Consider the following 15580-nt stretch of genomic DNA (forward strand, 5'->3'; position numbering starts at 1 on the left):
GCACCCGCAGCGCTGTCGAACTGATCAAGGGTCCGGTCCTTCAGATCATGCCGTCGCATTGGAAACAGAAGGTCCGGAATTTCTTCCTGGACCTCGATGCGCGTATCGACTCGACGCTGTTCTCGTCGGGCAAGGGCCTGCGCGAACTCTACGAGCGCTATTCCACCTTCATGGACCGCTTTTATGTCGGCCGCTGGAAGCGCTGGGTGTTCATCGAGCCGCTGTCGGAAGCCGCGACCATCGGGCTCGGCGGCATGATCCTGATGCTGACGCTCGCAATCCCCGCCTTCCGCGAGACCGCCGACGAGGACTGGCTGAAGAAGTCCGACCTCGCTGTGACCTTCCTCGACCGCTACGGCAACCCGATCGGCAGCCGCGGCATCAAGCATAATGACTCGATCCCGCTGGAAGACTTTCCGGACAATCTGATCAAGGCGACGCTCGCGACCGAAGACCGCCGCTTCTACGACCATTTCGGCATCGACGTGCCGGGCCTCGCCCGCGCGCTCGTCACCAACGCGCAGGCCGGCGGCGTCCGCCAAGGCGGTTCGTCGATCACCCAGCAGCTCGCCAAGAACCTGTTCCTGAACAATGAGCGCACCATCGAGCGCAAGGTGAAGGAAGCCTTCCTTGCGATCTGGCTGGAGACGCGGCTCACCAAGAACGAGATCCTGAAACTCTATCTCGACCGCGCCTATATGGGCGGCGGCACCTTCGGCGTCGACGGCGCCGCGCATTTCTACTTCAACAAGTCGGTGCGCGACGTGAACCTCGCGGAAGCCGCGATGCTCGCCGGCCTGTTCAAGGCGCCGACCAAATACGCCCCGCACATCAACCTGCCCGCGGCGCGCGCCCGCGCCAATGTCGTGCTCGACAACCTCGTCGATGCCGGCTTCATGACCGAGGGCCAGGTGTTCGGCGCCCGCCGCAATCCGGCGGTCGCGGTCGACCGGCGCGACGAAAACTCGCCGAACTATTATCTCGACTACGCCTTCGACGAGATGCGCAAGCTGGTCGACACCTTCCCGAAATCCTACACCGAGCGCGTCTTCGTGGTCCGCACCGCGATCGACATGAACGTGCAGAAGGCGGCCGAGGAAGCGATCGAGAACCAGCTCCGCCAGTTCGGGCGCGACTATCACGCGACGCAGGCCGCGACCGTGGTGTCCGATCTCGACGGCGGCATCCGCGCCATGGTCGGCGGCCGCGACTACGGTGCGAGCCAGTTCAACCGCGCCACCGACGCCTACCGGCAGCCGGGCTCATCGTTCAAGCCCTACGTCTACACCACGGCGCTGCTCAACGGCTTCACGCCGAACTCGAAGATCGTCGACGGCCCGGTCTGCATCGGCAACTGGTGCCCGCAGAACTATGGCCATTCCTATTCCGGTCAGGTGACGCTGACGCAGGCGATCACCCGCTCGATCAACGTGGTGCCGGTCAAGCTCTCGATCGCGCTGGGCGGCAAGGAAGGCCCGAAGGCCGGCCGCGCCAAGATCGTCGAGGTCGCGCGCCGCTTCGGCCTCAAGGCGCCGCTGCCCGATACGCCGTCGCTGCCGATCGGCTCCGACGAAGTCACGGTGATCGAGCATGCGGTGGCCTACGCGACCTTCCCGAACCGCGGCAAGGCGGTGACGCCGCATTCGGTGCTCGAAGTGCGCACCGGCGCCGGCGATCTGGTGTGGCGCTGGGATCGCGACGGCCCGAAGCCGCGGCAAGCGATTCCGCCGAACATCGCCGCCGACATGGCCGGCATGATGAGCCACGTGGTCAGCGAAGGCACCGCGCGCCGCGCCGCGCTCGACGGCATTCCGACCGCGGGCAAGACCGGCACCACCAACGCCTATCGCGACGCCTGGTTCGTCGGCTACACCGGCAACTTCACCTGCGCGGTCTGGTACGGCAATGACGACTATTCGCCGACCAACCGCATGACCGGCGGCTCGCTGCCGGCGCAGACCTGGCACGACATCATGGTCGCCGCGCATCAGGGTGTTGAGGTGAAAGAACTCAACGGCGTCGGCATGGGCCAGAAGCTGCCGCCGCAGCCGGCGCAGGCCAATGCCCAGGCCAACGCAGCGCCGCGTATCCTGGAGACCAAGCCGGGTCCGCCGCCGGTCTTGACCAAGCGCGGCGCCGATATCCTGGTGCGGGTCGAGAAGCTGCTCGACGACGCCGCCAAGACTGCCAACAAGACCACGCTGAACGAGCCCTCGAAGACCGGCAAGGCTGAGTCCTCGAGCGCGCTGGCGTTCCCCGAAAACTACGTTGCCGCGGCCGGACCGGACGGCACGACAGCCCCTGCGCCACGCAAGAACTGACGTGCGGCTCCTCCTCACCACCTTGCTGGCACTCGTCATCGCCACGGCCGTTGGCCTCGGCCTGACCTACGCGACGGCGACGCGCGGCACCGATCTCGGCACGCTAAAGATCGGCGCCTGGACGGCGCGGCCGAAGAACGGCACCTCCGACGTCGACCCCTATTCGCGCGCCACGATCGCGCGCAGCGGCGAGCTGCCGATCGGCACCGGCGACGGCATCGCGTTCTCGGCGACGTCAGACGACAAGAACAAGCCGCTCGACGGCCGCTGCGACATCGTGGTCAGCGGCGTGACGCCGGCGGCGCGGTTCTGGACGCTGACGCTGTTCGACCGCAAGGGCCACCTCGTCGCCAATTCGCTGCAGCGCTACGGCTTCACCAGCCAGGAGATCATGCGCGCCTCCGACGGCACATTCGAGATCCACATCGCCTCGCGCTCGCGCGCCGGCAACTGGCTGCCGACCGGCGGCATCGAGCGCTACGCGCTGATGTTGCGCCTCTACGACACGCCGGTCGGGGTCGCGACCCGCACCCAGCGCGACGCACCGATGCCCTCGATCGCAACGACGGGCTGCCCATGATCCGCGTGCTGTTCACCATCCTCGCAGGCGTGCTGCTCGGCGGCGTGGTGCATCTCGTCAGCGTGTTGGCGCTGCCGCGGATCGCCTCGCAGGACGCCTATTCGCGGCTGACGCCGATGACCAAGCTCAACGAGGTGACGCAGCTGCCGCTCGCCGACCCGAGCAACTCGCCGATGCCGCTGATGGATCCGGCCTTCGCGGTGGCGATCTGCCGCTACGATCTCTCCACCGGGCCGCTCAAGCTCACCGTGCCGGTCAGCCAGGCCTATACCTCGGTGTCGTTCTACACCCGCAACGAGGTCGCCTATTACGCGATCAACGACCGCTCCGCCGGCAAGAAGGTGATCGAGCTCGATTTGATGACGGAAGCGCAGCACAACGAGCTGCCGGAGGACGAGGAAGTCACCGCGGCCGACCGGCTGATCATCGACTCGCCGACCTCGACCGGCCTGATCCTCTTGAAGGCGCTGGCGCCGGAGCCCGGCCTGATGCCGCAGGCACAGGCCTCGCTTGCGGCCTCGTCCTGCAAGGTGCAGGCCGAGCCCGTTGCGACGAAGCAGGAAGCCCCGCCGCCACTGCCCGTTCCCGCTCCACCGCCCGCGGCGCGCAAGCGCTAGTTCGCAAGCATGATCCGGAAAAGTGCGAAGCGGTTTTCCGTCGCGACAAGCGCGGAGCGCTTGCGCGGAGATCATGCTCAAATAAAGCGCTAGCGCGCGTGCCGGGCGCAACGGCAGGTCTCGTAATCGACGGGATCGTGGCTGTTGACGATCGTGACATCAGAACCATGCGCCGCCTTCAGCTGGCGCAGCCGTTCCTGGTTCTGGATGCGCGTCGCGCGATCCATGTCCGCCCGGCGCTGGAACATGCCGAGCACCAGCGGGATCCGCGGCCGGGCATCGAGCTGCGCGTGGTGGAAATAGGCATCGCCGGCGTGCAGCAGCCATTTATCCTTGTCGCGCACCGCGATGCCGCAATGGCCGAGCGTGTGGCCCGGCAGCGGGATCATCAGGATATCCGGCTCGCGATCGCCGAGCGCGCGCACGCCCTTGAAGCCGAACCAATCCTCGCCCCCGCCGGCGCCGTAGAACGCCCAGTCCGGCCCGTGCATCCACTGCGCCGTGATGTAGCGGCCTTCCGGCGGCGCGACCTGATGCGTCACCGCCATGTCGTACTCCTTGCGATCGACATGCACCTTGGCCTTCGGAAAGTCCGGCACGCCGCCGGCATGGTCGCGATCGAGATGCGTCAGCAGCAGATGCCGCACATCGTCGGGCGAGAAGCCGAGCGCCTTCACCTGACGGACGGCCGTTTCGGCCGGATCGAGCCGCGGCGTCGTCTGCCGCACCCATTTGCGCCCCAGCCGCGGCGGGTCGCCGATGTCGTCGAGCCCGATGCCGGTATCGACCAGCACGAGGCCGTCATTGCTCTCGATGAGCAGGCAGTGACAGACCATCCGGGCGCGCTGGAAGATGCTGCCGCTGCCATTCACGAGCCGCTTGCCGATCGGGCACATTGTGCCGGTGTTGAGATGGTGGATGCGCATGACCAGTCCTCCGCTGAATTCAGCACAGGCTTGCCACCCGCCTTTCCATAGGTAAAATATTGTCTCTCTATCTTTACGATAGGACAGGCCTATGGATATCCGCGAACTCCGCTATTTCGCCGCGGTCTACCGCGAGCGCAACCTGACCGCTGCGGCGAAGCGCTGCTTCATCTCGCAGCCGTCGATCTCGGCGGCGATCACCCATCTCGAGGCCGAGCTCGGCACCACGCTGTTCATCCGGCACAAGAAGGGCATGGCGCCGACCGAATCCGCCGCGCAGTTTCACGGCATCGCCCGCAGGATCATCGACGAGGCGGACGCGGCACGAAACCTGTTTCGCAAGCCTGCGACAAGACAGCCGCTGACGCTCGGCCTGCTGCGGACGCTCGATCAGGCGCGGACGATCGCGCTGCTGAAGCCGCTGACGGCCAATGCCGATCTCGCGCTTAGGCTGGTCGGCGCAAATGAGAAGGCTGATGCGCGGATCGTCGCCAAGTCGATGATCAACGCCGGCGAGCACTTCATCCCGCTCTGGAGCGAGCGCTACGTCGCGGCATTGCCGCCGTCGCATCCGCTTACCCTGAAGGAGACGCTGCGGACCACCGACTTCGCGGGCGTTGCGATGATCGATCGCTGCCATTGCGAGCAGCAGGAATTCTTCAAGCGCACGTCGCCGCCGCGCAAGCCGGTGGCAATCGCGGAATCGGAGGAATGGGCGATGGCGCTGGTCGCGGCCGGGGTTGGCGTTGCGATCGTCCCCGAAGGCGTCGCGCGCGGCAATCCGGATGTGGCGGTGCGTGCGATCGAGATCGACGTGACGCGCCAGGTCGGCCTCGCCTACCCCTCGAGGCACCCACCCTCCGATGCGCTGAAGGAGTTCATCGCAAGCTTGCCGCGGCAGGCGAGCAGCCGCGGGGTCAAATCAGCGCGGAAAGCGAAGCGGACCTAGCCCTTCGTCACCACGGCATGGCCCGTGGCCGGTCCTGAGACCAGCGGTGCATTGGCGGTGAGCCGGGCGAGTTCGTTGATCTGGCGTTCGGCGTCGGCCGCCATGCCGTCGGGCGCCTGGATCACCAGCCGCTCCAGCGCCCAGCGATAGGACGAGATCCGCCGCTCGAGGCTCTGCTGGACCCATTGCACGATCAGCGTGTTCTCTTCCATCCGCGCCACCGCGTCGGCCCGCTCGCGCGGCGACACGTCGGCGATCATGTTAAGGCTGGCATTGCGCTTGCGGTCGAGTTCGATCACCTGGATCGCGGTGGCGAAGAACGGCTCGAAGCGGGTGATGTCGTCGCGGACCTGGTCGATCAGCAGCGAATAGCGCGAGGCGAACGAGCGATGCGGCTCGTCGATCAGATTGCGGCCATACGCCGTGCGATCAAACACGACCCTCTGCCGCCACGGCGAAGGCAGCGGCTGGTAGTCGCCGTACACGCTCTTCCAGGCCGGTCGCGACAGCGGCGGCTCGACGAACTGATAAGCGAGATCGCGCAACTGACGTTCGTGTTCGGTGAGCTGGAATTGCGAGGCGTTCTTGCCGACGCTGCCAGTCGCTTCGGCACCCATCCAGCGATGCATGTCGTCGTTGCGGAAGTCGGCGCGGGTGCGGCCGAAATCGCCGCCGCTGCAGCCCGCGAGCGCTGCGCCCGCCAGGAGCAGGATCAGCGCCGGGAGTGACCGCCGAGCGGCGGTCCGCTGCGCAAGCTGCGACATTGCACGATGTCCGCGATCAGGAGCGGCGTCGGCGTCGGCGGCCCTGCGCAGTGCCCTGCTCCGGTCCGCGCCCACCGCCGGTCTCCTCCGTCGTTCGCTCGATCCGGACGACGGGAAGGATCAGCACGGTCCCCATGCCTTCGCCGGCAGCACCGACAGCGCTCGGCCGCCGTGCAGCCGCATCCGCCGGAAACTCAACGATGGTGCCCATGTTCCGTTCTCTCTGGCCCCGCACGGACATGATTTGCCCCGCGCACGCCGAGTTAAGAACGCGTATGGTTAACGACATCTTAAACTGCCGATACGGACGGTTACGGATGTGGCGCTGTGCTTTAATAGACACGCGCAAATTCGAGCGTTCGCCTTCACGGCTTGTTTTCCTTAACTGCGTCTTAAAACAGCCTGCGTAGGCTCGCTGTCACAAGGTTTTCAAACCGAGTCTTATTGGCAAGTCGCGTACGCCCGAGATGAGCGCAGCTCCGCTATTTCCTGGTTTCGATGGGCTGATGACGCTCTCCCGCCGCGAGGGAGTCGACATCCGCCCCACTTTGCTGCGCGTCCTGACCGACCTGTATGTGCAGGCGAGCGCGCACTCCGCCGACGAAGAGCGCCAGTTCGTCGAGCTGACGTCGCGCCTGATCGACGAGGTCGACGACGCGACCCGCGCCGCCGTCCGCGCGCGGCTTGCGATCTATCCGGCAACGCCGGCCGAGGTCATGGACAAGCTCGGGTTGCGCCGCGCCGGTCCGGACCAGCCGGTGCCGGCTGCCGCGCCAATTCCCGCACCCGCGCTCACCGCGCTGCCCGCCAAGATCCCGACCGAGGCAGAGCTGCGGATGGCCGCGAGCCTTGCGATGCGACCGAACGATGCCGCCGAAATCTCCGACATGTTCTTTGCCGCCAGTGCGAAGGAACGCGCGCAGATCCTGCACAATCTGCAGGAGACGCCGCTGAAGGCCGCGGCGCGGATTCCCGCCGCCCGCGCCGCGCGCGCGATCCATATCCTGGAGATGGCGGCGTTTGCCGAGGACCTCGATAACTTCACGCTCGAACTCGGCGAGGCACTGATCCTGCCGTCGCGGATCGCAGCCGACGTTGTCAACGATCCCGGCGGCGAGCCGCTCGCCTGCGCGATGCGGGCGCTTGACGTCTCGAGCGCCGCGTTCCAGCGGATCCTGATGTTCCTCAATCCGGAAGCCGGCTCCTCGGTCAACTACGTCTATCGACTGTCGCGGCTCTACGATCGCCTGAGCGAGCGCTCCGCGCTGGTGATGCTGGCGGCATGGCGCGGCTCGACCATGGCGGTTGCGCGCGCCAAGTACCGCTCGTCGCTCTATGACGACGAGCGTCATCGCGTCCGCACGACGCCGTCGCAGACACGACCCGTCGTGCAGCCCGGCAGCGCGCCCGGCATTCGCAACCAGAAGTCTGGAAGCTAGGCCTTCGCCAGATCGAGAAAGTGCCGCCCGGCGCGGTCCTCGGTCTCGACGATCCAGGCATCGGGATCGAAGCGGAGCTCCTTGGTCAATCGCTCCTCGACCGAAGGCTCGGACACCGGCTGCTGCGCCGTCGGCACGAACAGCCGCTCGGCCGGACGGCTGTCGTCATAAACCGTCTGCGGTGCCGGCGCATACAGCATCGCGTTGCCGTCCATCAGCGCCACCTTGACGAACACGGCGCCGGCCTCTTCGGCGCCCTTCTTGCGGATCGCGCCGAACACGCCTTCGGTTTGGCAGCGGCGCAGATACGCCGCGACCCATATGCTGGTTTTCAATCGCATGCGCCGACCTATAGGCCAGCGCCGCGGCCACGTCCAATTGTCACAGATGAGATCACGCACCGGCGGGTTGACCGATACAAGCCTCGCTCATATCCTTGCGTCTGCGGTGCAAGCCGCGCCCGGGTCCACGGGAAGGGTTGAACCCACTTGCACCTGATATGCGGCCAACCAAGCCTTTGTGCAGCCGGTTTTGTGGACCATCGGCGATTGATGCACGGAGGTTTCCATGGACCGATCGCCCGCGCGATTGAATCTCGAACATCTGAAGAAGCAGGCCAAGGAGCTCATTCGCCTTTACCGGCGACAGGCCCCGGAGGCTTACGCCCGTTTCCGGCAGGCGCTTCCGGGTGCGGCCGGGCGCAGCGACGCGCAGATCGCCGCACTTGATCTGCGGCTCCACGACGCGCAGTCCTGCGTGGCGCGCGATCTCGGCTTCGCCTCATGGCCGGACCTGCGGCGCTATGTCGAAGCCCAATTGCCGCCTGGTAAGAGCAAGCCCGACCGGATGCGGCGATGGCTGCAGCTGGTCTATGCCGCAGACGTCGACGGCACCACCGATCGCGCCCATCCGCGCGTCGCAATGCGGATGCTCACCGAGGATCCCGATCTTGTGGCCGATGATCCCTATCTCGCCTGCGCCATCGGCGACGAAGAGACGATACGGCGCACTGCGGCCAGTGATCCCGCATGGGTCAACCGTCCCGGTGGTCCCCTGAAGCTGCCGCCGTTGGTTGCGGTCACGCATTCCAGCCTGCTGCAGATTCCGGAATTTCAGGCACGGCTGCATCGCTGCGCGCGCCTGCTGCTTGAGGCCGGCGCCGATCCCGACCAGCACATCAGCAGCCGTTGGCCGCCCGGATCGCTCGACACGCCCGACGACGGCAATCCGCTGTCGGCGCTGTATGGCGCCGCCGGACGCAACCACGATCTCGCGCTGACCAGGCTGCTGCTCGAAGCGGGCGCCAATCCGAACGACAATGAATCGCTGTACCACTCGCTCGAAGGCTCCGTGACCACAGGCCTGCTGCTCAAGCACGGCGCGCGGATCGCGGGCACCAACGCGATGTACAAGGTGCTCGACGAGGAGAACGTGACGGCGCTCGAATTGCTGCTGCGGCATGGCGGCGATCCGAACGAGCCGGCCTGCAACGCGCCGTTGACGGATTGCGGATCGCCGCTGATGTGGGCGATCCGGCGGCGGCGATCGCGGACATGCATCGCGGCCTTGCTCGACGCCGGCGCGGATCCACACATCACGACACCGGACGGTCTCGGCGCCTACCGGTACGCGCTGCGGTTCGGCTTGACCGAGGTCGCCGAGCTGCTGCGGGAGCGCACCGGCGACGAGACGCTTGCCGATGACGAGCAGTTCATCGCGGCGTGCAGCAGCGGCGACGAGGACGAAGCGCGGCGGATCCAGGCCGCCCGACCAGATCTTCCGGGATCGCTTTCTCCAACGCAGTTGCGGTTGCTTCCCGAGCTCGCCGCGGCAGGCGGCGACGATGCGGTGCGGCTAATGGTCAAGCTCGGCTGGCCCATCGCGGTGCGCGGCGGCGATTGGGATGCCTCGGCGCTCAATCATGCGGTGTTCCACGGCAATGCCGGGCTGGCACGCTTCCTGCTCGAGCACGGCGCTGGCTGGACCGAGCAGCACGGCTTCGGCGACAACGCGTCCGGAACCTTGTCGTGGGCGTCCTGCAATGAACCGGTCAGTGGCGGTGATTGGGCCGGCTGCGCGCAGGCCCTGCTCGATCACGGCATGCCGCGCGCCATTCCGGATCACAACGATCCGGAATGGGTGCTGCTGGCCGGCCGCAGAAAACTGTTCTCCGACGAGGTCAGGGACGTTCTGCTCGGCGAAGCTGCCTGACGACACATCCAACGGACCAACGAGGGCCGTGCATGGCCGGGCAAGACCCGGCCATGGCAAGGAAGCCTAGTCGATCGAATGCCCGATCATCGCGCTGAGCTCGCGCACCAGGCGATCGGACATCTGGCCGGTCACCGGCAGCTTGCGCGCGCGCTCGAACTTCGCGATCGCGTGCTGGGTATCGGCGCCGATCGTGCCGGTCGGCTTGAGCTGACCGTAGCCATATTCGGTCAGCGTCCGCTGGACCGCTGCGATACGCTTGCCGGCCGGGCTCAGATGTTGTGTCGGGATCGGCGCCGGCGGACGAATGATGCCGGACGGCGCGGCGGCCGGGGACGGCGCGGCCGCCGGCGGCGCGACGGTCGACTTCAGCACCAGGTTGGCCATCGGATCGACCGGCTTGGACTCGACCTTAGGTTCGGCCGGCTTGGCTTCAACGGACCTGGACTCGGCGGGCTTGGTCTCCACCGGCTTCACGTCGACCGGCTTTGATGGTTCCACGGCAGCGGGCTCGATCGATCGGGCGGCGGCCTCGGCCGGACGCGGGCGCGGAATCGGACTGGTGGCGGCGGCAGCCGGAGCCGGCGGCGGCAGCGTCACCACCGAGCCGCCGAACATCGGCGACGGATGACGGCCAGCCTGCAGGAACAGAGCGTTGATCAGGATCGCAACAATGGCGGACAATGCCAGCACGCCCGCAACCAGATCCTTCGGGCTATGCAGCAGCAGGCGCAGGACGAGGCCACGTTCCTCTTCGGCCGCGATGGCCACCGCCTTGGCGCCGCGGCGACGGCGCGGCGTTTCGTCGTCATCCAAAGTCTGTCTAGGCACTCTTCTTCACCTGTTGGGTTTGCTCTTGCAGTCCGGACCGCAGCGCGGGCTTCAGGGTCGAGACATTGCTGGACGGCTCGACCGCGGCCGGCGGGGTGAACGACAGCGGCAGCGCGACCGACACGATGGTGCCCTCGCCCACCTTGCTCTCCACATTCATCTCGCCATGGTGCAGGCCGACCAGCCCCTTGACGATGGAAAGGCCAAGGCCGGTGCCTTCGTGGCGCCGCTGATAGGTCTTGCCGGCCTGGAAGAACGGATCGCCGATCCGCTTGAGGTCGTCGGCGGCGATGCCGACGCCGGTGTCCGAGACCCGCAGCAAGAGCCGCGATCCCTCGACGCCGGCCGACACGGTCACCTTGCCGCCGCGCTCGGTGAACTTGATGGCGTTGGAAACCAGATTGAGAACGATCTGCTTGAACGCGCGCGAATCGCCGTTCACGATCGGCAGGTCGTCCGGCACGCGGGTGACGAGGTCGACACCGCTCTCGCGCGCCTTCAACGCCACCAGATTGCAGCAATTGAGCAGCGCCGGCCGCGGCGCAAACGGCTCCGGCGAAATCTCGAAATTGCCGGACTCCATCTTCGACATGTCGAGGATGCCGTTGACGACCGACAGCAGATGCTGGCCGGAGTCGTTGATGAGCTGCGCGTATTCCTTGCGGCGGGCCGCGTCGAGGCCGAGCACATCCTCCTGCGCGATCATCTCGGAGAAGCCGATGATCGCGTTGAGCGGGGTCCGCAGCTCGTGGCTCATGGTGGCCAGGAAGCGCGTCTTCGACGCATCGGCCTGCTCGGCCGCATGGCGCGCCTGTTCGAGCGCCTGCTCCTGCACCTTGCGATCGGTCACGTCGCGGATCACGGCGACCACCTCGGCATCGGCGGCGGCCTGCTCGAGCGCCCGGCAGCGCATCTCGACCCAGATGAATTCGGCGGCCGTCTCGCCGCGCGCACCGTCGCGGCGCACCCGGAACTCGACGCTGCGGGATTCGCCGCGCGCGGCGTCCGACAGCGCGGTGAGATAGGCCGGACGATCGGCGACATGAACGCGGTCGAACAGGCCGTGGCCGGATAGCCGCGAGGCCGGCACGCCGAGCATGATCTCGACCGCGGGCGAAATGAAGCGCACCGCGCCGTTGCGGCTGTGCCGCGACAGCACGTCGCTCATGTTATGGGCGAGCAGGCGGTAGCGCTCTTCCTCGACGTAAAGCAGCGCCACGCTGGTGCGCGCCAGCGACTCCGCGCCGAAGGCAAGCCCAGCCGCATAGAAGATCGCCGACACGACGCCGAAGCCGACCAGCGTGCTATTCGAGGCAACTGCAGGATCGACCACCGGCAGCACGTGATAATGGCCGAGCACGCTGAGCAGCGCGGCGCAGATCATCGCCAGCGCGAACGCAAACGCCACCACGCGCCGCGAGGCCGACAGCGCCGCCTCGATCGGAATCACGACGAGCCACACCGCCGCGAACGACGCGATGCCGCCGGTTGACGCCGCGATCATCATCACGAGACCGGCGAGCGCCAGCGACGATAGCACATGCGCGCCCTCATAGCGGCCGGTGCGCGACAGGAACCAGGACAGCAGGATCGGCGCGATCAGCCAAGCGAAGGCCGCGACCTCGATCGCCGTCGGCGCCCCGCGCATCGCCAGAAAGGCCGGGAACGATGCCAGCGCCGCCAGACTGCCGAGCAGCCGCGGCGCCATGAAGGCACGGTGGCGCGCACGCGTCAGCGCATCATATTGCGCCGACGGATGCAGCAGCGCATCCAGACAATCGCGGATCAGACTCAAACTACTCACAGCACTCGCGCTTCGGCTTAATCGTCAGACAGACGCGCCGGAACGCCTCCTTTGTGATTGCAGGCCAACGTGTCAGAGCGAACTTAAGCGAACGCTAAGGCGGGGCCGCCTGCTGCCAAACACCGTGCATTGGCGAGGCTTCGACGCTGTCATTCACCGGTCATTTGTCGGGGATGGTGAACGGCTGGTTTCCGGGTGCGACTAACTATGGTTTCGAAATGGTGGACGCGGCGCAGTACGCCGATTTGGCACCCGTCAGCCGCCATCAATCGAAAATTTACGGCGAATCAACTCAGGCGAATTTTCCGCGATTTTTCGGCGGATTTACTTCAATGCAGATACTTCCGATTTATCCACCGATGCTAACCGTGAGGGCAATAGCGGCATCGACCGCGCAAGAAGCAAGACAAGATAGACGACCGGGATCGCGCCATGTTCTTCCTGCTGCGTTTGGCATTCTGGCTCGGGCTTGTGCTCGTGCTGCTGCCGAGAGACAAAACCCCTGAAGCGGACAAGACGCCGCAGATCAGCGCATCGGACGCGGTGTCGGCCGCGACGGCGACGATCAACGACATGGGTCAGTTCTGCAAGCGCCAGCCTTCCGCCTGCGAAGTCGGCGGCCAGGCCGCGACCGCGATCGGCCAGCGCGCGACCGATGGTGCGCGCAAGCTCTACCAGATCATCACCGACAAGAAGCCGCCCGACCACACCGGCTCGATCGGCAAGGACGATACCGACCCGGGCGCATCCCGCGACACGCTGACCGCGGACGATCAGATGATTGAATTTCGCCTGCCGCCGATGCCGTAAGCGCCAATCGAGCGCCTTCGCGTGAGGCGGTTGCCGGTTCGCGTGAAGAAAACGCGCCAAAACAACCGGGAACCGGTTCCATTTTCGTCGCTTTCGCGGCCCGCCTTCCTATATAAGCCGGTGAGAATAGGACGCGGACCACGATGACGACGATCGACGAAATCAGGGACAATTTTGCGCTGCTGGACGAGTGGGACGACCGTTACCGCTATGTCATCGAGCTCGGCCGCACGCTGGAGCCGTTGTCGGAGGCGGAGCACTCGGCCGAGAACAAGGTGCAGGGTTGCGTCAGCCAGGTCTGGCTGTCCAAGCGGGTCGATCGCGATGCTAACGGCGAACCGCGCCTGAACTATGTCGGCGACAGCGACGCCCACATCGTGCGCGGCCTGGTCGCGATCGTGCTGACGCTGTTTTCCGGCCACACGCCGAAGGACATCCTCGCCACCGACGCGCTCGCGCTGTTCGACGAGTTCGGCTTCCGCGACCATCTGACGCCGCAGCGCTCCAACGGCCTCCGCTCGATGGTCGATCGCATCCGCAACGACGCGCGCGAGGCGCTGGCGTCCGCCGCGTAAGCCCCTTACTTCCGCTTCCGCGCCTGCTGGCCAAGTCCCATCTTCTTGGCGAGCTGCGATCGGGCCACCGCATAGTTCGGCGCCACCATCGGATAGTCGGCCGGCAAGCCCCATTTGTCGCGATACTGCTCCGGCGTCATGTTGTACTGCGTGCGCAGATGGCGCTTGAGCGACTTGAAGCGCTTGCCGTCTTCGAGACACACCAGATATTCCGGCGTGATCGACTTCTTCATCGACACCGCCGGCTTGGCCGGCTCGCTCGGCGTGTCGGCGCGCCCGCTCGACACCCGCAGCAGCGCAGCGTGGACCTGGCTGATCAGGCTCGGAATGTCCGAGGCCGGCGTCGGATTGTTGCTGAGATAGGCCGAAACGATATTTGCGGTCAGCTCGACCGGCGTTTTGCCTGACGTATCGGACATGACTCAACCTTCCCCGTGCTCTCGACGGTCCGGCGCCCACCGGACAGTATCCACGTGCAGCAATACATCAATGGAATCGCGTACTACTTTGCGAATATGAGCGGATTACAGCAAATCTGACAAGAACGGCCGTATTTTTCCGGCCGCGAACCAGCCGCTCGCAAGTATTGATGCGGACCTTAAGGCCGCTGCTCCAGATGCGACCTGAGCTCGTCGATCGAGGCAAACCGCATCATGCCCTCCGGCATCTGCGCCTCGATCGATCCGTCCGAATAGAGCGAATAGGCCATGCCGTCGACGACGCCCGATTTGAGCACGGTCACCGGCGGCTGCTCCTGGGGCGGCGGTGGGTGGCCTGATGACGGCGCCGTGCCGGCCGACTGGGTCTCGCCGAAGGTCGATGGCCGGGGCGTGCGCCGCGGCGCGACATCGACCGACCGCGGGCGCTCGGCCTTCGGCCAGGCATCGTCGAACGTTGCCGATGCGGGCTCGGCCGCTGCGGCCGGATCAGGACGCAGCTCCGGCGACAGCAGATCCGGCGTCAGCGGCTCAGCTATACGGCCCTGGGCCCGCTCGCGTTCCTTCCGCGAGGACGAAAACAACAGGTTGCGCCGCTTGGGCGTGGCTTCGCCCTCCGGGGGCGCTCCACCCGGCGCGGGCGGCGGCGCCACGCCCGGCGCGCCACGCGGGGGGATTTCGTCGTGCCAGGGCGGAGGGGCCGTTGACGCGGATGGCGGGACCGGAGACGGAGGCGCGGCGACCTTGGGCTCGCGCGGCGGCGGGAAGACAGGATCCTCGGGGGTATTGCGCGGGGAAGTTGCAGACGCTAGCGGAATCTCGGCCCGGGCGCCTGCCACACCAGGCTCAAGCCTCCTGGCGATGACCTGGAGTTCCCGAAGGATAGCGGCGAGCGCCAGCACAATCGCGCCGGTGCAGACGCCGGTCACGCCGGTCGTGATCAACGCGCCGCCGACGCTGAATTCCTTGTAGGGGATTCCCAAGCCGATCGCCGCCAAGCCCGCCACAACCAGGCCCACGCCGACGACCAACAGACCAACCATCATCGAACTAACCCCCGGGAGACCCGACCGAAAATCGGCGCAGGCCACCAACGCCACGATACCGTCATATTGCCCACACCGCCAACCGCCAATTGTAGACGGAGTTCCCTAAAATCCCGCTTAACCGGGCCTGGTGCGCTTCTTGATCGCGGCTGCAGCCACGCGCAGGACCCCGTCTCCCGTAGATTTACTGGCTACGAATTGCTGCCAATATATTGCAATGCATCTGGGAAATTACGCCACAATTACCAATTACTCGGAAACGGAACTGCG

16 protein-coding genes are annotated in these 15580 nt (G+C 66.2%); 8 read left to right on the forward strand and 8 right to left on the reverse strand.

The annotated features are described in order from the left end of the window. Positions 1-47: 47 nt before the first annotated feature. From AAFG07_RS28085 to AAFG07_RS28095, 3 genes are read left to right on the forward strand one after another with little or no spacing between them, the layout of a single operon-like run. Positions 48-2321 (forward strand): PBP1A family penicillin-binding protein, encoded by a 2274-nt coding sequence (locus tag AAFG07_RS28085; protein ID WP_342729263.1) that lies wholly within the window; start codon positions 48-50, stop codon positions 2319-2321. 1 nt (position 2322) lies between these two features. Then, positions 2323-2901 (forward strand): DUF1214 domain-containing protein, encoded by a 579-nt coding sequence (locus tag AAFG07_RS28090; RefSeq protein WP_029082050.1) that lies wholly within the window; start codon positions 2323-2325, stop codon positions 2899-2901. Beyond that, on the forward strand, positions 2898-3518 hold the full coding sequence (locus AAFG07_RS28095) for a DUF1254 domain-containing protein (protein WP_342723046.1): 621 nt from the start codon (positions 2898-2900) through the stop codon (positions 3516-3518). Before AAFG07_RS28090 ends, AAFG07_RS28095 begins: the two co-directional genes overlap by 4 nt. Positions 3519-3607: 89 nt before the next feature. On the opposite strand, the gene AAFG07_RS28100 is transcribed toward AAFG07_RS28095, so the two are convergent. Then, positions 3608-4444, reverse strand: a complete 837-nt coding sequence (locus tag AAFG07_RS28100) for an MBL fold metallo-hydrolase (RefSeq protein ID WP_342723047.1) — start codon at positions 4442-4444, stop codon at positions 3608-3610. Positions 4445-4535: 91 nt separating this feature from the next. On the opposite strand from AAFG07_RS28100, the gene AAFG07_RS28105 reads away from it, so the two are divergent. Beyond that, positions 4536-5393 carry a LysR family transcriptional regulator gene (locus AAFG07_RS28105; RefSeq protein WP_342723048.1) on the forward strand — a complete coding sequence of 286 codons (858 nt, stop codon included), beginning with the start codon at positions 4536-4538 and terminating at the stop codon, positions 5391-5393. Here AAFG07_RS28105 and AAFG07_RS28110 read toward each other — a convergent pair. After that, entirely contained in the window at positions 5390-6157 is a 768-nt protein-coding gene (locus AAFG07_RS28110) for a hypothetical protein (protein ID WP_342723049.1), read from the reverse strand. The genes AAFG07_RS28105 and AAFG07_RS28110 overlap by 4 nt on opposite strands. A gap of 16 nt (positions 6158-6173) precedes the next feature. Next, positions 6174-6368, reverse strand: coding sequence for a hypothetical protein (locus AAFG07_RS28115; RefSeq protein ID WP_097670912.1), 195 nt, complete (start codon positions 6366-6368; stop codon positions 6174-6176). 295 nt (positions 6369-6663) lie between these two features. On the opposite strand from AAFG07_RS28115, the gene AAFG07_RS28120 reads away from it, so the two are divergent. After that, positions 6664-7596 carry a DUF2336 domain-containing protein gene (locus AAFG07_RS28120; RefSeq protein ID WP_342723050.1) on the forward strand — a complete coding sequence of 311 codons (933 nt, stop codon included), beginning with the start codon at positions 6664-6666 and terminating at the stop codon, positions 7594-7596. On the opposite strand, the gene AAFG07_RS28125 is transcribed toward AAFG07_RS28120, so the two are convergent. Next, positions 7593-7937, reverse strand: a complete 345-nt coding sequence (locus AAFG07_RS28125) for a DUF1491 family protein (RefSeq protein ID WP_176532524.1) — start codon at positions 7935-7937, stop codon at positions 7593-7595. The two genes, AAFG07_RS28120 and AAFG07_RS28125, sit on opposite strands and share 4 nt — an antisense overlap. Before the next feature lie 226 nt (positions 7938-8163). On the opposite strand from AAFG07_RS28125, the gene AAFG07_RS28130 reads away from it, so the two are divergent. Next, entirely contained in the window at positions 8164-9807 is a 1644-nt protein-coding gene (locus AAFG07_RS28130; protein ID WP_342723051.1) for an ankyrin repeat domain-containing protein, read from the forward strand. A 66-nt stretch (positions 9808-9873) separates the two neighbouring features. Here AAFG07_RS28130 and AAFG07_RS28135 read toward each other — a convergent pair whose 3' ends face one another. After that, entirely contained in the window at positions 9874-10638 is a 765-nt protein-coding gene (locus AAFG07_RS28135; protein ID WP_342723052.1) for a peptidoglycan-binding domain-containing protein, read from the reverse strand. Next, positions 10631-12442, reverse strand: coding sequence for an ATP-binding protein (locus AAFG07_RS28140; protein WP_342723053.1), 1812 nt, complete (start codon positions 12440-12442; stop codon positions 10631-10633). The genes AAFG07_RS28135 and AAFG07_RS28140 overlap by 8 nt, the downstream gene beginning before the upstream one ends. A 432-nt stretch (positions 12443-12874) precedes the next feature. Here AAFG07_RS28140 and AAFG07_RS28145 point away from each other — a divergent pair, with 432 nt between their 5' ends. Then, positions 12875-13252: a DUF5330 domain-containing protein gene (locus AAFG07_RS28145; protein WP_173643073.1), complete on the forward strand. Its 378-nt coding sequence runs from the start codon at positions 12875-12877 to the stop codon at positions 13250-13252. A 143-nt stretch (positions 13253-13395) separates the two neighbouring features. After that, positions 13396-13827, forward strand: a complete 432-nt coding sequence (locus AAFG07_RS28150; protein WP_342723054.1) for a SufE family protein — start codon at positions 13396-13398, stop codon at positions 13825-13827. A 5-nt stretch (positions 13828-13832) separates the two neighbouring features. Here AAFG07_RS28150 and AAFG07_RS28155 read toward each other — a convergent pair whose 3' ends face one another. Together AAFG07_RS28155 and AAFG07_RS28160 are read right to left on the reverse strand one after the other, a co-directional pair. Beyond that, positions 13833-14246 carry a MucR family transcriptional regulator gene (locus AAFG07_RS28155; RefSeq protein WP_092125178.1) on the reverse strand — a complete coding sequence of 138 codons (414 nt, stop codon included), beginning with the start codon at positions 14244-14246 and terminating at the stop codon, positions 13833-13835. Between the two features lie 179 nt (positions 14247-14425). After that, positions 14426-15310: a DUF308 domain-containing protein gene (locus tag AAFG07_RS28160; protein WP_342723055.1), complete on the reverse strand. Its 885-nt coding sequence runs from the start codon at positions 15308-15310 to the stop codon at positions 14426-14428. Positions 15311-15580 lie beyond the last annotated feature (270 nt).

Origin of the sequence: Bradyrhizobium sp. B097 (genome assembly GCF_038957035.1) — a bacterium.
Lineage (GTDB): Bacteria > Pseudomonadota > Alphaproteobacteria > Rhizobiales > Xanthobacteraceae > Bradyrhizobium.